Annotated in this window: 15 protein-coding genes and 1 pseudogene; 12 read left to right on the forward strand and 4 right to left on the reverse strand. The window is 60.3% G+C overall.

The features are described from left to right. Positions 1–10: 10 nt before the first annotated feature. From BS630_RS32215 to BS630_RS32235, 5 genes are all read left to right on the forward strand, one after another. The gene (locus BS630_RS32215; protein WP_017956481.1) at positions 11–721 is read left to right on the forward strand and encodes a ribonuclease activity regulator RraA; all 711 of its coding nucleotides are present in this window, start codon (positions 11–13) and stop codon (positions 719–721) included. A 66-nt stretch (positions 722–787) separates the two neighbouring features. After that, entirely contained in the window at positions 788–2,305 is a 1,518-nt protein-coding gene (locus tag BS630_RS32220) for an aldehyde dehydrogenase (NADP(+)) (protein ID WP_077980681.1), read from the forward strand. Between the two features lie 12 nt (positions 2,306–2,317). Further along, complete coding sequence (locus tag BS630_RS32225) at positions 2,318–3,223, forward strand: 5-dehydro-4-deoxyglucarate dehydratase (RefSeq protein ID WP_077980682.1); 906 nt, start codon at positions 2,318–2,320, stop codon at positions 3,221–3,223. A gap of 93 nt (positions 3,224–3,316) precedes the next feature. Further along, complete coding sequence (locus tag BS630_RS32230) at positions 3,317–4,837, forward strand: ABC transporter substrate-binding protein (RefSeq protein ID WP_077980683.1); 1,521 nt, start codon at positions 3,317–3,319, stop codon at positions 4,835–4,837. 71 nt (positions 4,838–4,908) lie between these two features. Then, the gene (locus BS630_RS32235) at positions 4,909–5,970 is read left to right on the forward strand and encodes an Ldh family oxidoreductase (RefSeq protein WP_077980684.1); all 1,062 of its coding nucleotides are present in this window, start codon (positions 4,909–4,911) and stop codon (positions 5,968–5,970) included. 58 nt (positions 5,971–6,028) lie between these two features. On the opposite strand, the gene BS630_RS32240 is transcribed toward BS630_RS32235, so the two are convergent. Next, positions 6,029–7,795 carry an SLC13 family permease gene (locus BS630_RS32240; RefSeq protein ID WP_077980685.1) on the reverse strand — a complete coding sequence of 589 codons (1,767 nt, stop codon included), beginning with the start codon at positions 7,793–7,795 and terminating at the stop codon, positions 6,029–6,031. 275 nt (positions 7,796–8,070) lie between these two features. Here BS630_RS32240 and BS630_RS32245 point away from each other — a divergent pair, with 275 nt between their 5' ends. Next, positions 8,071–8,382 (forward strand): DUF982 domain-containing protein, encoded by a 312-nt coding sequence (locus tag BS630_RS32245; RefSeq protein ID WP_077980686.1) that lies wholly within the window; start codon positions 8,071–8,073, stop codon positions 8,380–8,382. 143 nt (positions 8,383–8,525) lie between these two features. Beyond that, entirely contained in the window at positions 8,526–11,171 is a 2,646-nt protein-coding gene (ligD, locus tag BS630_RS32250; RefSeq protein WP_077980687.1) for a DNA ligase D, read from the forward strand. 340 nt (positions 11,172–11,511) lie between these two features. Here the strand turns inward: ligD and BS630_RS32255 are convergent, their stop codons facing one another. Continuing rightward, positions 11,512–12,066: a methyltransferase family protein gene (locus BS630_RS32255; protein ID WP_077980688.1), complete on the reverse strand. Its 555-nt coding sequence runs from the start codon at positions 12,064–12,066 to the stop codon at positions 11,512–11,514. 214 nt (positions 12,067–12,280) lie between these two features. Here BS630_RS32255 and BS630_RS32260 point away from each other — a divergent pair, with 214 nt between their 5' ends. Both BS630_RS32260 and BS630_RS32265 read left to right on the forward strand, forming a co-directional pair. After that, entirely contained in the window at positions 12,281–13,159 is an 879-nt protein-coding gene (locus tag BS630_RS32260; RefSeq protein WP_077980689.1) for an alpha/beta fold hydrolase, read from the forward strand. A gap of 323 nt (positions 13,160–13,482) precedes the next feature. Then, positions 13,483–13,962 (forward strand): LBP/BPI/CETP family protein, encoded by a 480-nt coding sequence (locus BS630_RS32265; protein WP_077980690.1) that lies wholly within the window; start codon positions 13,483–13,485, stop codon positions 13,960–13,962. Positions 13,963–14,025: 63 nt separating this feature from the next. Here the strand turns inward: BS630_RS32265 and BS630_RS32270 are convergent, their stop codons facing one another. Together BS630_RS32270 and BS630_RS38330 are read right to left on the reverse strand one after the other, a co-directional pair. Further along, a complete protein-coding gene (locus BS630_RS32270) occupies positions 14,026–14,661 on the reverse strand; it encodes a hypothetical protein (RefSeq protein ID WP_077980691.1) in 636 nt (211 codons plus the stop codon). A 67-nt stretch (positions 14,662–14,728) separates the two neighbouring features. Continuing rightward, positions 14,729–14,963 (reverse strand): annotated as a pseudogene (locus tag BS630_RS38330) (PRC-barrel domain containing protein). Positions 14,964–15,170: 207 nt separating this feature from the next. Between BS630_RS38330 and BS630_RS32280 the strand changes: the two are divergent. From BS630_RS32280 to BS630_RS32290, 3 genes are all read left to right on the forward strand, one after another. Then, entirely contained in the window at positions 15,171–15,899 is a 729-nt protein-coding gene (locus BS630_RS32280; RefSeq protein ID WP_077980692.1) for a FadR/GntR family transcriptional regulator, read from the forward strand. Positions 15,900–15,920: 21 nt separating this feature from the next. After that, positions 15,921–16,907: a D-erythronate dehydrogenase gene (gene denD, locus BS630_RS32285; protein WP_077980693.1), complete on the forward strand. Its 987-nt coding sequence runs from the start codon at positions 15,921–15,923 to the stop codon at positions 16,905–16,907. Positions 16,908–17,073: 166 nt separating this feature from the next. Next, positions 17,074–18,141: an ABC transporter ATP-binding protein gene (locus tag BS630_RS32290; RefSeq protein WP_077980694.1), complete on the forward strand. Its 1,068-nt coding sequence runs from the start codon at positions 17,074–17,076 to the stop codon at positions 18,139–18,141. Positions 18,142–18,250: the final 109 nt, after the last annotated feature.

Here is an 18,250-nt window from a genome sequence, read left to right on the forward strand (position 1 = left end):
AGGAGGAAATATGAACCCCGCAACCCGTGAAAAACTGATGGGTGTCTCCGTCGCGACGCTCTGCTCGGCCCTGTTCAAGCGCGGCCTGAGAAACCAGACGATACAGGATGTTCGGCCGGTCCAGCCGAAGGGTCGCAATATGGTCGGACCGGCCTTCACGCTGCGCTACATGCCGGCGCGCGAGGACCGCAACGCGATGAACGTCTTTCGGAACCCGAAACATCCGCAACGGCTTGCGATCGAGACTTGCCCGGACGGCGCTGTTCTGGTGATGGACAGCCGCAAGGATCCGCGCGCAGCGTCTGCCGGCGACATCCTGATTACCCGCCTGATGATGCGCGGCGGAGCCGGCGTCGTCACCGACGGCGGCTTCCGGGACGCCATGACGATCGGTGGCCTTGATATCCCCGCCTATCACCACCGTCCCTCCAGTCCGACGAACCTGACGCTGCACGAGGCAATCGACATCAATGTGCCGATAGGCTGTGGCGATGTTGCGGTCTTCCCGGGCGACATCATGGTTGGCGACGACGACAGCGTGATCGTCATCCCTGCCGAGATCGCCGACGAGATCGCCGATGAAGCAGTGGAGATGACCGCTTACGAGGATTTCGTGACAGAACGCGTCAAGCAAGGTCACACGATCATTGGCCTTTACCCGGCCACCGACGAAAGCAATCTGACGCTCTTTGCCGAATGGCGGAAGGTGAATGGCCGCTAGGGCGGCGCATCTTGAACACCACTTCACGTATCAAGACGGAGCAAGGCTCCGCCGAGGAGAATAACAATGAGCTGGACCCCTTCAGGCAGGCATTTCATCGCCGGCGAGTGGATTGCCGGAACGACGACATTTCGGTCCGAGCCGGCGCATGGGCAGGCACATGACTTCGCTGTCGGCACAACGGAACTGGTCGACCGCGCCTGCCGCGCTGCTGAAGCTGCCTTTGCAGCATTTTCGGCAACGACACGCGAGGAACGCGCCATTTTCCTCGAGGCAATCGCCGAGGAGATCGACAAGCGTGGCGAGGCCGTTACCCTCATCGGAACGCAGGAAACCGGACTTCCAGAGGGCCGGCTCAACGGCGAACGTGCTCGTACCACCGGCCAACTCAGATTGTTTGCCGAGCATATCCGCAAGGGCGCGCATCTCGACGCGCGCATCGATGCGGCGCAACCGGACCGGCAACCGGCACCGCGCCCCGAGATCCGCCTGGTGCAACGGCCGATCGGCCCCGTCGCCGTCTTCGGCGCTTCGAATTTTCCGCTGGCATTCTCGACCGCCGGCGGCGATACGGCAGCCGCGCTTGCGGCGGGCTGCCCGGTCGTGGTGAAGGGACATTCAGCCCATCCCGGCACCGGAGAAATTATCGCCGAGGCGATCGCCGCTGCTAGCGAACGCACCGGAATGCCGGCCGGCGTCTTCAGTCTGATCCAGGGCGGCCGCCGTGATGTCGGAACGGCTCTGGTGACCCATCCGGCCATCAAAGCAGTTGGCTTTACCGGCTCGCTTGCCGGCGGGCGGGCGCTCTTTGACCTTTGCGCCCAGCGCCCTGAGCCAATCCCCTTTTTCGGGGAATTGGGCAGCGTTAATCCGATGTTCCTGCTGCCGGCCGCTACCGCTGCCCGGGCGGAGGCAATCGGTTCAGGCTGGGCTGGTTCACTGACGCTTGGTGCCGGCCAGTTCTGCACCAAACCCGGTATCGCCGTCGTCGTCGACGGGCCGGAGGCGGACAAGTTCACCAGTGCCGCCAAGGCGGCTCTTGAAAAGGTGGCGACGCAGACGATGCTGACCAACGGCATCGCCACAGCCTATCACGACGGTGTGGACCGCCTGCGGGCAAGCAATGCCGTCGCGCCGGTACTCGCTGCAGAGAGTGCCGGCCGGGACGCAGCGCCGAACCTGTTCGAGACCAACGGCTCGGCCTGGCTTGCCGATCATTCGCTCAGTGAAGAAGTATTCGGTCCTCTCGGTCTCGTCGTACGCGTCGGCTCGCCTGAAAAGATGCTCGCCCTTGCCGAAAGCTTCCAGGGACAGTTGACCGCGACGATCCATATGGACGACGCCGATCTTGGCCTTGCCCGCGACCTGCTGCCGATCCTCGAAAGAAAGGCGGGCAGATTGCTGGTCAATGGCTTCCCTACTGGTGTCGAGGTTGTCGATTCCATGGTGCATGGCGGGCCCTACCCGGCCTCGACCAACTTCGGCGCAACAAGCGTCGGGACCATGTCGATCCGCAGATTTCTGCGACCCGTTGCCTACCAGAATTTCCCCGCGGACCTGTTGCCCCAAGACCTGCGCAATTGAAGGAGTGCCAAATTGATTGCCCCGACTGAACTTCGCGAGATCATTCGCAACGGCCTGCTGTCCTTCCCTGTCACGCCTTTTGATGCCGAAGACCGGTTTGCCGCCAGGCCATTTTCAGCGCATCTGGAATGGCTGTCATCCTACCCCGTTGCCGGCCTGATCGTTGCCGGCGGCACCGGCGAGCTATTCTCGTTGACGCCGGGTGAGGTGGTCGAGGTGGTAAAGGCCGCCCGCGCCGTGTCCGGCGATGCACCCGTTATTGCCGGATGCGGCTACGGCACGCGGATTGCCTGCGACATGGCGCGCGACATCGAGGCGGCGGGCGGCGACGGCATTCTTCTGCTGCCGCATTACCTGACCGAGGCGCCGGCAGATGGCATTGCCGCGCGTGTACGGGCCATTTGCAAGGCCACCAATATGGGCGTCATCGTTTATAATCGTGGCCAGGCGCGGGTTTCGGCCGAGCAGCTTGCTCAGCTTGCCGACGAATGCCCAAATCTGATCGGCTTCAAGGATGGAACCGGCGACATCGATACGGTACGCCGTGTCACGATCGCGCTCGGGGACCGCCTTTCCTATATTGGCGGCATGCCGACACACGAACTGTTTGCTCAAGCCTATCGCGGAGCCGGCATGCCGACCTATTCCTCGGCGGTCTTCAATTTCGTGCCTGAAACGGCACTGAGATTCCACAAGGCATTCCTCGCCGGTGAAGACGCGGCCTGTGAGCAGATGCTGCGCGATTTCTACTATCCCTTTGCCCGCATCCGCGATCGCAAGGCCGGTTATGCTGTTTCTGCGGTCAAGGCAGGCGTGCGTTTGCGCGGCTTTGATGCCGGTCCGGTGCGGGCGCCGCTGACGGATCTTACCGACGAGGAAGTCGAGATGATGCGCGAACTGATCGCTTCGGCCGGGTAAAATTTCGCGCCTGCCGAGTGGATGCCGGAGCACCGGAAAACGGGACACAGATTTAGTGTGAGGAGCGCCAAAGGCGCATGGGAGGAGAACGAAATGAAACTGCATTTGTTAGCTGCCTGCTTTTCAACAACGGTGCTCGCGCTGAGTTTCGGCTCGGCTCAGGCGCAGGATGCCAAGAGCAACGTCACTATTGTGCTTGCCGAAACGGTCGATGTCGTCGAGCCCTGTATGGCTGCCCGCCAGGACGTCGGCCGGGTCATTTCTGAAAACGTCAACGAGATGCTGGTGGAATTCGACTACGTCAATGGCGGCCTCAAGCCCCGCCTGGCGACGGAATGGTCGAAGATTGACGACGACACCTGGGAGTTCAAGCTGCGCCCGAATGTCAAATGGCACGATGGCAAGCCGTTCACCGCCAAAGATGTCCAGTTCACCATCGAGCGCAACAAGAACAAGAAGCTCAGCTGTGAGACCGGCGGCAAATATTTCGGCGGCACCGAGTTCAGCTTCGAAACGCCGGATGCCAACACGATCCGGATTACGACAAAACCGGCGCAACCGATTCTTCCGCTTCTGATGACCGTGATGGCCGTGGAATCGGCCGAGGCGACACCAGCAGACGAATTCACCCGCAAGCCGATCGGCACTGGCCCCTATACGTTCGACAAATGGGAAATCGGCCAGTCGATCGTGCTGAAACGCAATCCGGAATATTGGGGGGAAAAGCCGCAGGTGGAACAGGCGACCTATCTGTTCCGCTCCGACAGCGCCGTTGCTGCCGCCATGGTCGATGCCGGCGAAGCCGATATCGTCCCGGCCGTATCCGTGCAGGATGCCACCAACAAGGAAACCGATTTCGCCTATCCGAATTCGGAGACGACATCGCTGCGCATCGATACGCGCGCAGCACCCCTTAACGACCGGCGCATCCGTGAAGCGATGAACCTCGCTATTGATCGTCAGGCGATGCTCGGAACACTGTTCCCCGAACAGGCCAAGATCGCGACACAGCTCGTCGTGCCGACCACGATCGGCTACAATGCCGATATTCCCGCCTGGCCGTATGATCCCGAAAAAGCAAAGGAACTGGTCGCAGCAGCGAAAACGGACGGCGTGCCGGTCGATCGCGAGATCCGCATCATCGGCCGTAATGGGCAATATCCCAATGCCACCGAAGCGATGGAAGCGATGATGGCAATGCTTCAGGAAGTTGGGTTGAACGTAAAGCTCGACATGTATGACGTTTCCGTGTGGAACGGCTACTTCGTCGCACCCTTTGTCGCCGATTCCGGTCCGACGCTGACCCAGTCGCAGCACGACAATGCGACCGGCGATCCCGTCTTCACCGCATTCGTGAAATACGCGACCGACGGCTCGCACTCCATGGTTCGCGATCCTGCCGTCGACGCGCTGATCGCCAAGGCGACGTCTGCCACCGGCGACGAGCGAACAAAACTCTGGAAGGAGCTGTTCGCCAAAGTGAATACCGAAATCATCGCCGACATCCCGATGTTCCACATGGTCGGTTTCACCCGCGTCTCGCCGCGTCTCGACTTCAAGCCGACGATCGCGACGAATTCCGAACTGCAGTTGTCGCAGATCCGCTTCAAGTAAGCCGGGTTGCCGCACTTAAGCACGGGCCGCCCGCAAATAGCGGCCCGTGCTTTCCATGACGTGAGGGAGGAATGCCTATGCCGCTGATTGACCGCATTGCCCTGACCCAATTCACCGAGCAGATATTGACCCGCGCCGGCATGGAGCCCGACAAGGCCGAAACGACTGCCGCCGTGCTGGTGGAGGGCGACATGATCGGCCACGAAACCCATGGCGTCAGCCTTTTGAACTGGTATGTCGAGGCGTTGGAGGACGGCTCGCTGGCGAAGTCCGGCAGCTATGAGGTCGTCAATGACCGCGGCGCAGCCTTTGTTTGGGACGGCAAATCCCTCCCGGGTGCATGGCTGCTGACCAAGGCGATCGAGCAAGCCTGCGAACGCGTAAGCGATCATGGCGTCGTCACCGCCGCGATCCGCAACTGCCATCATACCTGCGCTCTTTCAGCGTTCATGCGGCAGGTGACCGACCGGGGCCTCATCGTGCAGCTGTCGGTCTCGCATCCCGCTGCAAGCCGCGTTGCGCCCTATGGCGGCACGAAGCCGCTTCTGACGCCAAACCCGATGGCGGCCGGCTTCCCGACGTCCAGGGATCCGATCCTGATCGACGTCTCGGCCTCGATCACCACCACGACCATGACGCAAAACCTGGCGAAGGCCGGCAAGAAATTTCCTGAGGCCTGGGCTCTCACCGCCGCAGGCGAGCCGACCGATGATCCACGCGAAGTGACCGAACGGGGCGGGACAATGATGCCTCTTGGCGGCCAGTTGAAGGGGCACAAGGGTTTTGGGCTCGGGCTGATCGTCGAATTGCTGGGGCAGGGGCTTTCCGGCAAGGGACGGGCCAACACGCCGTCCGGTGTCTTTTCGCAAAGCGCTTTCCTTCAGGTCATCGATCCCGCCTTTTTTGCCGGGCTGGATGCCTTTACGGCGCAGTCTGACTTTCTCGCCTCTGCATGCCGCAGCAATCCTCCGGCGCCCTGGAACAATGGCCCCGTTCGCATGCCGGGCGACAGCGCCGCACGAAAGCGCCGCTCGGCGTTGGAAGAGGGCGTGCCGGTCGGCGAGGTGGCTTGGCAGAAGCTTTGTAAACATGCCGAGATCCTGGGCTTGCCTCTTCCTGACGTCGCTGCTTGACGAAAACATCTCGGCTTCGAAACTTCTATCGGTCGCCGCAACGCCCGGTCAGGTGCAATCAGATCGGCCAGACCAATAGCAGGATCGGCACACTGACGACCACCACAATGAGCGAGAGCGGCAGACCCAATCGCGCGTAGTCACCAAACCGATATCCGCCCGGTCCCATCACGAGCGTGTTGCACTGGTGTCCGATGGGGGTGAGGAAGTCACAGCCGGCTCCAATTGCCACCGCCATCAGAAAAGCATCGGGTCTAAAGCCCAGCTGCTCGGCAAAGGTCGCGGCGATCGGGGCCATGACCAGAACCGTCGCTGCGTTGTTCAAAAACGGGGTTACGGCCATGGCCGCAACCAGGATGAGAGCCAACGCACCGAAGGGCGGGAGCATTTCGGCGGTTCGCGAAAGGAGGTCCGCGATGATGTCGGTGGTTCCTGTGGTCCTGAGCGAGTCGCTGATCGGAATGAGAGCGGCCAGCATGATCAGAATGGGCGCATCGAGATGCTGATAAACTTCCCGCAAAGGGATGGATCCGGTGACCACCATCAAAAAAGCTGCGGCGAAAAACGCCGTCGCAACGGGGATCCCGCCAAAGGCCGTGGCCGCCATCGTCGCCAAGAGGATGATGACGGGGACCAGGCCATTGCGGGCGCTGCCGAGCTTCAGATTTCGTTCGACGAGCGGTAGGCATCCCCACTCGCGCAAAAGATCCGGTAATTTCTGCAGGTTGCCCTGCAGGACCAAGACGTCCCCGTTGCGGATCTTGATCTCCCCCAGACGCTCGGTGAAGCGTTTGTCGCGGCGGCTGACGGCAAGAAGGTTGAGGCCGGTATTGTCAAAAAGCGAGACGTCTTTTGCGCTGACGCCGATCAATCGGGAATGTTCGCCGACAATGGCTTCGACAGAACCTATGTCGCGGCGCGCCTCCGGCTGGTGCTTGCGATCGGACAGTTGAAGCTTGGCTTCGCTGACGATCTTGTCGAGCGCGCTCTGCTCGCCCTCGATAATAAGCAGGTCGCCATCCTTGAGCACGGTGTCGGGAAGGGGCGTGCGCTTTTGCCCGCCGCCGCCGATAATGGCGGTGACCATCGCATCGCCGCCGGCAGGTTTCTGCAGCCAGCTGACCGACTGCCCGATCGCCCCGGACGGCGCTGCGACCTTGGCTTCGGTGGTATAGTTTTTGATCGCTACCGCCTCGTCCATCGATGTCTCTACACGCGATCTTTCAGGCAGCAGCCTGTAGAAGAGCGCCAGAAAAACAACGCCGGCGACCGAGAGCGCCAGGCCGACAGGCGTATAGTCAAACATCATGAACGGCTGCCCGGTGATCTCCTCGCGCACCCGGGACACGATGATGTTTGGCGACGTGCCGATCTGCGTCATGAGCCCTCCAAGCAGGGAGGCGAAAGACATCGGCATCAAGAACATGGACGGCGATACGTTTGACTTTCGCGCCATTTGCACAGCGACCGGAATCATGATCGCCAGCGCACCGATGTTTTTGATAAAGGCTGACAGGGCTGCGACTATGGCAACCAAGATGATCAGCTGCATCCTTGGCCCACGTCGTTCGGGCGAAAATCTGCGCAAGGCGACATCCATGATCCCCGATCTGGATATCGCCGCACTCACGATGAGCGCGCTGCCGACGATAATGACGATGTCGTCGGCAAAGCCGGTAAAGGCATTTTTGGCGGGGACGACCCCGATAATGATCGCGATGAGAAGTGCGCTCACGGCGACGATATCATATCGATAACGATCCCATAGAAACGCACCCATCATCAGCGTGATGACGAGAACGGACAGCCATTGATCCCAGCGCATCTTTGCATCCTGATGGTAGCGATTAACGCTTGAGCATGGATAACGATGCTTGGTGAGGTGAATTTTTTGTTCCGATACTCACCGCTCTATCTTCTGACAGTTGCGGCGGGTTGATCCCAGGACGCATGCCGAGGCAGGCGCTACAGGAGCTGGACGGGCCAATGCCGGTATCGAGAAGATCATCTGAGAGACGCTTCACGGCGGTCCTTGAACCGTCGGCGCACAGCCACAATATCATTTCGTCAGGACCATTGGTGGCATGAAAGGAGGAAAAGATGCCGCTGAACGATGTTCCATGGATCCGGCCGGTGACGATCCGGCTGCAGTGCGGTTTAGAGCGTACCTTCACAGGCGTTTACGACGCCTTGGATTTTCTCGAGAACGAATGGCCGCTGCGTCATGGAGAGCGCCATGAGCGAGCGGTGAAGACGTGCCGCGGCGCGCTTAACGGGATCATTCCCGGCATCGTCGCGCGTGAGGCCTTCGTGGCGGCCTGTCTCGAAGTCGGAATGCCGGCCGTCCTGGTCCCGTGGAAGAGGAAGCCCGCTCCGCATCCGCCCCGGCCAGCGCGTCACGCGGCCATCTAGGGTATCAGTGATGACCTCGCCTCCGATGAGGCGAGGTCTTGCCGAAGCGCGCGTTTTCCCGATGAGCGCCGGTATAAACGCCCTGATGGAACTTCCAGCTGCCAGCCGGCATTTCGCTGTCGGGGCTGCTTTCTGGAGCGATTATGGCCAGCGACAAACTATCGACTTATCGATCGAAGCGCGATTTTCAAAAAACGGCCGAGCCGAGCGGCGAAAAGCGCCTGACGCGCAGCAACCGCCGTCGCTTCGTCATCCAGAAACATGATGCCACCCGGCTGCACTACGATCTGAGACTCGAGTTGGACGGCGTCTTCAAGTCCTGGGCTGTCACGAAAGGGCCATCCCTCGATCCGCACGACAAGCGGCTGGCCGTCGAGGTGGAGGATCACCCACTGGACTATGGTGATTTCGAAGGCACCATTCCGAAAGGCCAGTATGGCGGCGGCACTGTCATGCTGTGGGATCGGGGCTATTGGGAACCGGAAGGAAAGAAGAGCCCGGAGCAGGCGCTGGCAAAAGGCGATTTCAAGTTTACGCTGGAAGGCAAACGCCTGCACGGCAGCTTCGTGCTGGTGCGGATGCGCAACGATCGCGACCGTGGCAAGCGCACCAACTGGCTGCTGATCAAACACCACGACGAGTTCTCCGTCGACGAGAACGGCGCGACTATCCTCGAAGAAAATCAGACATCGGTTGCCTCCGGCCGAACCATGGAAATGATCGCGGCCGGCAAAGGACGAAAGCCCAAGCCTTTCATGGTCGAGGGCGGCGATGTTCGGGCCGATGCGGTCTGGGACAGCAATCAGGGACTGGCTGCCGACGAGAGAAAAGAGGATGCCCGAACTGGAGGAGACTCCAAGACGGTGACACAGGTCGATTTGCCGGATTTCATTGCGCCGCAGCTCTGCCAGACCCTGGAGCGCCCTCCGGCAGGCACCGGCTGGATTCACGAGATCAAGTTCGACGGTTACCGGATCCAGATGCGCGTGCTCGATGGTGAGGCGACGCTGAAGACCAGGAAAGGGCTCGACTGGACTGCAAAATATCCCGATATCGCCGAGGCGGCATCGGCATTGCCCGATGCGATCATCGACGGCGAGATCTGCGCCCTCGACGATAGTGGCGCTCCTGATTTCGCGGCCCTGCAGGCTGCCCTTTCGGAAGGCAAGACCAGCGAACTCGTCTATTTCGCCTTCGATCTACTCTATGAGGGAGGGGAGGATTTGCGATCTCTGCCGCTCGTCGAGCGCAAGGCGCGGCTTCAAAGCCTCCTGTCCGACGCCGGCAGCGATCCGCGCATTCGTTTCGTCGAACATTTCGAGACTGGCGGCGATGCAGTTCTCCGGTCTGCATGCAAGCTCTCGCTGGAAGGCATCATCTCCAAACAAGCGGATGCACCCTATCAATCCGGCCGTACTGAAAGCTGGGCGAAGTCGAAATGCCGCGCCGGCCATGAGGTGGTAATTGGCGCCTACGCAAAGACCAACGGGAAATTCCGATCCCTGCTGGTCGGCGTCTATCGTGGCGACCACTTCGTTTATGTCGGCCGCGTCGGCACTGGATATGGCGCAAAGAAAGTCGAAACGCTGCTGCCGAAGTTGAAGGCGCTCGAGACGGCGAAATCGCCTTTCACCGGTGTCGGCGCACCGAAAAAGGAGGCCGAGGTCACGTGGCTGAAGCCCGAGCTCGTGGCGGAAATCGAATTCGCAGGATGGACCTCAGACGGTATTGTCCGGCAGGCGGCCTTCAAGGGGCTGAGGGAAGACAAGCCGGCGAAAGAGGTCAAGGCTGAACGGCCGGCGAAACCCGCGCGAACTGACGTGCCGCAGCCGGCGGTGCAGGCGAAGGCCAGGCCCGTCCGCCGAAAAAGCGCCAAAGCCGAGGTCATGGGGGTGCTGATTTCAAACCCGGACAAGCCGCTATGGCCGGATGCGAATGACGGCGAAGCGGTCACCAAGGAAGAGCTGGCCCGCTACTACGAAGCCGTCGGTTCCTGGCTGATCGAGCACATCAAGGGACGCCCATGTTCGGTCATCCGCGCACCCGACGGGATCGGCGGCGAGCAATTTTTCCAGCGCCATGCGATGCCCGGCACCTCGAACCTTCTCGAACTGGTCAAGGTTTTCGGCGATAAAAAGCCCTATCTGCAAATCGACCGGGTCGAAGGCTTGGCCGCCGTCGCGCAGATCGGCGCGGTCGAGCTGCACCCCTGGAATTGCGAACCGCATCAGCCCGAGGTGCCCGGGCGTCTCGTCTTCGACCTTGATCCAGGTCCGGACGTGCCGTTCTCCGCTGTGGTTTCGGCGGCCCGGGAAATGCGGGACCGTCTCGACGCGCTGGGCCTGATCAGCTTTTGCAAGACGACTGGCGGCAAGGGTCTGCACGTTGTCACTCCGCTCGCGGTCAACAAGCGCAAGCCGCTTTCGTGGGCTGAAGCGAAGGGTTTTGCGCACGATGTGTGCCAGCAGATGGCGCGCGACAATCCCGATCTCTATCTGATCAAAATGACGAAGAGCCTGAGGAACGGCCGGATCTTCCTCGACTATCTGCGCAACGACCGGATGGCGACGGCGGTGGCGCCTTTGTCACCGCGCGCCCGGCCGGGCGCCACCGTCTCGATGCCACTGACCTGGACCCAGGTCAAGTCGGACCTGGACCCCAAGCGCTTCACCATCCGCACCGTTCCTGCTCTTCTGGCGAAATCGTCGGCCTGGGAAGACTATTGCGACGGCCAACGGCCACTGGAACAGGCGATCAAGCGCTTCGCCAAGGCGCGGGTCGCGGCTTGATTGAGGGGCTTACCGCGGACCGGGTTCGAGGTGATAGTTAGCGCGAACCGCAATTGCTTTGGGAGTTCGCGCCCGGCGATCCACCGTGGCGACAGCCGGGCCAGGCGTCGGATTAATGCCATGTGTTCAAGTTGGATTTGTTGCAGGCAACGACACTCGCCTGGCCACGATCGACAGTTTCCGTGGAGCAGTCCGAAAAGTCCATCGGTCGGAGGCTTTCGACGCTGATTGCTTTATCGCATCGTCGGGAGGTCAGTCGCCTATCGAGCCGCTGCCTCGTGGTACAGCTTCATCGCGTCTGACGCGGTTTCGCCATGCGTACCCTCCCTCGGAAGCAGGTTTACCGCCAATCGAACCACGGTGTCAGCAAGCCCGTCTTGCGCCGATAGGCTTCATATTCGGATGCCAGCGGTGATAGGGAGAACTTCCTCTCCTCATTGCGGGCTGCAATCACGTAGACAACCGTAAAAAATAAGACCGGCAGGATCGACCATATCGACCAAGATGCCAGCGCCCACCCCGACCAGAAGAGCAGGTAGGACGTGTAAAAAGGGTGCCGCAGGTAGCGATAGGGACCGTCGGTGACAAGACTATCTGGATGATCGAGGGTGAACACAAAGCGCAACCTGGCCTGTCGCGAGGCCGACACCGCCCACCAGAACAAGCCCGCCGACCCGATTTCAAATCCCAGTCCTACTACCTGTACCCATAGCATCTGGGTCCCGGACCAAACCAGGTACAGGAAAAACGCCGTCGTCGCGATGACGCCGACGGAGATCAGCTTTGCTCCGGCTTCCATCTTCGGTGAGTTGAAGTGGCCTCGCAACGACCACGCGTAGGACCCGACGATAGTCAGGCTGGTGATCGAAATAATGAAGTCCAGAAGAAATTGCATCTCGATGCCCGGCTTGAAAGGTTGGTTACAATTGCTGCTGCGACAGACCTAGCCCGTATACAACGCCTAGGCAAATGATTGATGTATGATACGCAACCGCACTGAAACGAGTCATGATTGCACGACCTGGTTTAGATCTGGTTTACGATGATCATGCACCGGCCGTAGATATTTTCGTGCAAGACTTCGGGCTGGGCTTTAGGGGTCGCAGCTTATGGACGTATTTCACTGTACAATCGACACCAGCCACGGCGCCGTGGGCATCAGTGACACTATCGATGGCGCTGCACCACTGGTTATGATACACGGTTCCGGCAGCTCACGGACGGTCTTTTCACGGCAACTACACAGCCATTTGTCCCGGAATTGGCGTCTGATTGCGCTCGATCTTCCGGGACATGGCGAATCGAGCGACGCTCGAGATCCGCAGTCAACTTATACCGTCACCGGTCTTGCCGACTGCATAGGAGAGGTGGCAGCCCGCCTGGGGCTTCATCGCTTTCCCGTGCTGGGATGGTCGCTTGGCGGTCACGTCGCGATTGAGATGGCGGGCAGCGGCAACAGCATTTCGGGCCTGATGTTGTGCGGCACGCCACCGGTCCCCAGCGGTCTCCTCGGAATGCTGCGGGGATTCCATCCATCATTTGATATTCTTCTGGCATCAAAAGAGAACTTTACATCGCGTGACGTGGAGCGGTTTCAGTCTCTTTGCTTTGGAGACACGAGCAACCCCTCCTTTCGCGACGCCATAGCGCGCGCAGACGGGAGACTAAGGAGCGTTTTTTCTCGCGCAATGTTGCGGGGGCAGGGGGTGGATCAGCGCCGCACCGTCGAACAGGCTGATATACCCATTGCTTTTGTGAATGGATTTCATGACCCCTTTGTCAAACTCAGCTATTTTTCGGGCCTGAACATCCAGTTGCTCTTCGAAGGCAAAGCGCATGTAATGGAAGGTGCTGGTCACGCGCCTTTCTGGGAAAAGCCGGAGAGCTTCAACTCGATGCTCGACCGGTTCCTGAACACAGTCGCCGCTCATGAAGCCAATATCGATCTGAAGAATCATCACTTTCTTTCGAACAGATCAGTGTTCTAAGAGCAATACGCGGAGCTGCGGTCTCCTGTGCTTACAGTTTCCGAAACATGTCGCGGGAAGATCGACGAGCGGCTCGAAAGACGACACAGGATCTTTCAGGGCAGGTAATCGGATCGGAATGCGAGGGATGTGGCTCGCCATTTGCCGCGGCCACGAACTCGTACTGCAAACGACGTGGTTTCCATCGGTCGTAAAACAATATTTGACGTCTAAGTTCATTATGCGACGGTCATGGTCGGGCAACCGCCATTGCCTTTCCCGCAGACCGATCCCGCCCTATCATTCAGAGGCGCCTGCATGAAATCCAGGGAGATGGGAGAGCGATGCAGAAACGTTTAGGCCTGTTAGCGGCAGGAGTCTTTCTCCTCCAGCCATGCTCCTTCGCCAACGCACAGGCACCGAATGCCCTGGAGAGGGCCATCGGAGATGCGCAGCCATGCAGGTCGTTGAAGACCAAGGTATCGAGCTTCGGTATCAGTGTGGAGGTAGGCGTCGACAAGCTCGATTCGGTGAAGATCGAAAACCTGCAATTGTCGGTCAATGGCAACACCGCGGAGGCGAGCGCCCGCGGCACGCTTGCTTGCAAGACCTCGGACGAAGCGCTGGTACAAGGAGGGTTTTCAGCGACCGCTGAGGTTCGGCTGAAGGTCGACCTTACGACCTGCAAGATGACCGAGACCTCCATCGAGATCGTGAAGACCGGTGGCCGGTTCGGCGACATCGTCAAAGGACTTGAGACTGAAATCTCTGGCGCCCTCCGGCGAAGTCTGGAGAGGAACGTGGCCAAGCTTTGCGAGAAGTGATCAGCGGATCGACACCGTTAGACAGGAAGGGATCGAAGACTGCGTTGCAGAGGTGCCGCCGCCTCAGCGGAGCAACCCATCGCGACAGAACTCTTCCCAGCCGAGAGGTTTCGAACGTGACGCATCGTCGGGGTCGGCATCAAGTTTCGAAGGGGTCTTGGCCTTGGTCTTCAACGAACGCGTCAACTTCGCTTTCAAGGCTGCCCGTCGTCGTTTCTCGGCCGTCGCTTCAGCATCCTCTTCGCGCCAGACTGTCACCATGTCTCGGTCGAGGATGTCCTCCACCACGCGCGGGTCGAATACGTGGAAGGTAATCTTCCTCGCCCGCCCACGCAGCTTCACCGTGCGGGTTCCTGCACTGGGCAAGCGCCCGTCGCTGAGCCAGCGAAGTCTCTCGGTAGTAGAGATCGTCAGGATATCCTGGATTTCACGGGGGATCACAGGCAGGCTTTCGATGTCTTCGAGCGCGTTGGAAACGACTGACGAAGCAGCACGGAACGCACTCTTAGCCGTTTCAGCCATCGCCAGTGTCAGAGCACCCGCCTCGATTTCGAGCGACTTTCTCACCGCCAAAGGCAGACGTGCGCGAATCTCCAGCAGAATCCCCTTCGCGCGAACGGATGATCCGAGCGTGGCTGCGGTCGATAGGGGCCACTCCTTGATCAGCTCCGCATCGTCGGTGGTTTTGGGTTTTGCCATGTACGAGTAGATGGGCCTTCCGCTCTGCAGCGTCAACGACTACGTCAGGACGGAAGGCATCATGTGATTACGCCCAGTCGCGGTACTCGGGCATCTGTTTGAACTCGTCCTTGGTCCAGCTCGTAACGGCATGAACGTCGCCGTCTTCATCGCGCATGACCGCGGAGCCGCCGGCGCCCGCGCCATGGATATGATCGACCTTGCCGACCTTGTGATGGTCGGCTCCATAGATGGCGGCACCTTCGAGGACGGCAGGCGTAATCTGAAGTCGTCAAGCGTACGTGGTTGGTGTGTTCCCTGATCGTTTCCTCTTTTGTGAAGGAGGGGTCCGCCCGTCCGGCGATGTGATCAGCTGGTTTTCGCGGCGTGCTGATATTGCCATTCGCAAAACTGCTCCAAATAACGGTTTGGTAAATCGCGTGCCATCATGCGTTGACAACCCTCTTTTGCTCAGGTCTACTGGTCCACTTACCGGACCAGTAGACCTGAGCGCGGGGAGGGGAAAAGCAATGGACGTTCGAGCGATGCTCGAAGACGAGGTTGCGGCGCTCGGTGGAGCGCCGAAGAAGTCGATGAAAGACTTCGTCGTCCAGAAGATTGCGACCTTCATTGCCACCGGCATTCTCAAGGTGGGCGATCCGCTGCCAAGCGAACGTGAACTCGCCTCCGCACTCTCGGTCAGCCGCGAGACCGTCCGTGGGGCGATCCTTATCCTTTCCACGCATGGGATTCTCTCGGTTGTGCAAGGAACGCGCACGGTGGTGGCATCAGAGGACGTCGGCGAATTGGCCGTTCAGGCTGCGCGGTATCGCGACATCGCGGCCTACAGTCTCGACAATGTTCATGAGGCTCGGCTTCTTATCGAAGCACAGGTCGTCAGGGCTGCCGCGCTCAAGATGGAACCTTCAACTTTTGATTATCTCCGCAAGTCGATCGCAGCGCAGGAGGCCGCCTGTGACGATCCTGTTCGTTTTTTGATATGTGACCGGGAATTTCACACCGTTATCTATCGTTCCGGCGGCAACGCGGTGCTGGCTGATATGGCCGCCGACCTCTATTCCTATCTTCTGAGCCACCGAAGGCGCGTCGTATCGCAGCCCGGGAGTATCGCAACGAGCATCGCCGACCACCGGATGATCCTCGCCGGCTTGGAGACGCGGGATCCGGACGCCGCATGCGCGGCCTTCGCGATACACGAAACCCGCATTTATACGACCACCAAACTGCTCTTCTCGTAGTTCGCAGGGAGGCGAAACACGATGCATATTCTCATTATCGGGGCGGGAGGAATGATCGGCGGGAAGCTCGCCGCCACACTGGGGCGCAGCGGTTCCCTCGGCGATCATGCAATCACGCGCATGACGCTCTCGGATGTCACGGCTCCGCTGGTGCCGGCCGGCGCCTCCGTGCCGGTCGAAGCACTGGCTGCCGATATTTCCGAAAGCGCCGCAGCGGAAGCCCTGGCGGCTCGCCGGGCCGACGTTATCTTCCATCTCGCCGCGATCGTTTCCGGCGAAGCCGAGCGCAATTTCGAACTCGGCTACCGGGTCAATCTCGACGGCACGCGATCGCTGTTGGAAGCGATCCGCCGGGAAGGAAGCCGCCAGGCCTATGTTCCCCGCTTCGTATTCTCCTCATCGATCGCGGTCTATGGCTCGCCGTTTCCCGATCCCATTCCCGACGATTACGTGCTGGCGCCTCTGACCAGCTACGGAGTCCAGAAGGCGATATCCGAGCTTCTACTTGCCGACTATTCGCGGCGCGGCTTTATCGACGGCGTCGGAATTCGGTTGCCGACCATCGTGATCCGGCCGGGTGCGCCGAACGCCGCCGCATCGGGCTTCTTTTCCGGAATCCTGCGTGAACCGCTCGCAGGCCAGCGGGCTGTTCTTCCGGTCGAAGAAACGGTCAAGCACTGGCTGGCAAGCCCGCGATCCGCCATCAACTTCCTGATCCATGCTGCGACGCTCGACACGGCGGCGCTGGGTGTTCGGCGCACGCTCACCATGCCAGGCGTCGCCGCCACCGTTGCCGACCAGATTGCCGCCTTGCGCCGTGCTGCCGGTCCCGAGGCGGCGGACTTGATCGATCACCGCCGCGACGAGGTCATTGAAGGGATCGTCGCCGGATGGCCGAAGTCCTTTTCGCCCGAACGCGCGACGCAACTGGGTTTTTCCGCCGAAACCACGGTGGACGAGCTGATCGAGGTCTATCTCGCCGAAGACGCTCCGGGTGCGTCCGGATGAGATTGGGCTGGGCTAAAACCGCGCCATAGGAGGAGAGTACCGCCAGGGCACACCCGCATATGCGGGATTGCAACGGCAGAAGGACTTGAGAAGATAAGGCCGCCGGCAAGATATACGAAAATACGAAGACATAGCATGTAGCGCTCGATTTCTGGGAGGAGTGGGTATGGCAGGCGTTCAATTCGCGGATGTGCGGAAATCATTCGGGTCGTTTCCGGTGATCAAAGGCGTGGATATCGACATTGCCGACGGGGAGTTCGTTATCCTGGTCGGCCCGTCGGGTTGTGGAAAGTCCACTCTTCTGCGGATGCTGGCGGGACTTGAGAATATTTCCGGCGGTGAGATCAAGATCGGCGGGCGCGTGGTCAACACGCTGCCGCCCAAGGACCGCGACATCGCCATGGTGTTCCAGAACTATGCGCTCTATCCGCATATGACGGTACAGGAGAACATGGGTTTCTCGCTGATGCTGAACAAGGCGCCGAAGGCGGAAGCCGAGAAGCGGGTGAAATATGCCGCCGGCATCCTCGGTCTCGACAAATTGCTCGACCGTTATCCGCGCCAGCTTTCCGGCGGCCAGCGCCAGCGTGTCGCCATGGGCCGCGCCATCGTCCGCGATCCGGAAGTCTTCCTATTCGACGAACCGTTGTCCAACCTCGATGCGAAACTGCGCGTTGCCATGCGCGCCGAAATCAAGGAACTGCACCAGCGGCTGAAAACGACGACGGTCTACGTCACCCACGACCAGATCGAGGCCATGACCATGGCCGACAAGATCGTGGTCATGCATGACGGCGTCGTCGAGCAGATCGGCACGCCGCTCGAGCTTTACGACAAGCCGGCCAATCTCTTCGTTGGCGGGTTCATCGGCTCGCCGGCGATGAACATGATCAAGGGTAGGATCGACCCCGAAAACCCTAAAAGTTTCAAGGCGCCGGACGGCACGGCGCTCCCGGTTTCCAATCCGCCTGCCGACGCCCTGGGCCGCGACCTCGTCTATGGGCTGCGCCCGGAATACATCCTGCTCGATGCCGATGGCCTGCCCGGCGAAATCGTGGTGATCGAGCCGACCGGCTACGAGACGCATCTTATCCTCAGGCTCGGCGGCAGCGACCTCAGCTGCGTCTTCCGCGAACGCGTCAGCGCGCGGCCGGGCGAGACCCTGCGCGTTGCGATCGACGCCGCGCATGTTCATCTCTTCGATGCCGAGAGCGGCCGGAGATTGACCAACTGACGCCGTCCGGCGGCTGCGCGGGGCGGAGGAGCCCCCGTCGCCCGCAAGCCGGCAGCACCCCGTTTTAGGGATTCAAGGACCGTCGTTCGCAATGCGGGAGGTGAACGTC

Origin of the sequence: Rhizobium laguerreae, from assembly GCF_002008165.1 — a bacterium.
GTDB classification, from domain to species: Bacteria; Pseudomonadota; Alphaproteobacteria; order Rhizobiales; family Rhizobiaceae; genus Rhizobium; species Rhizobium laguerreae.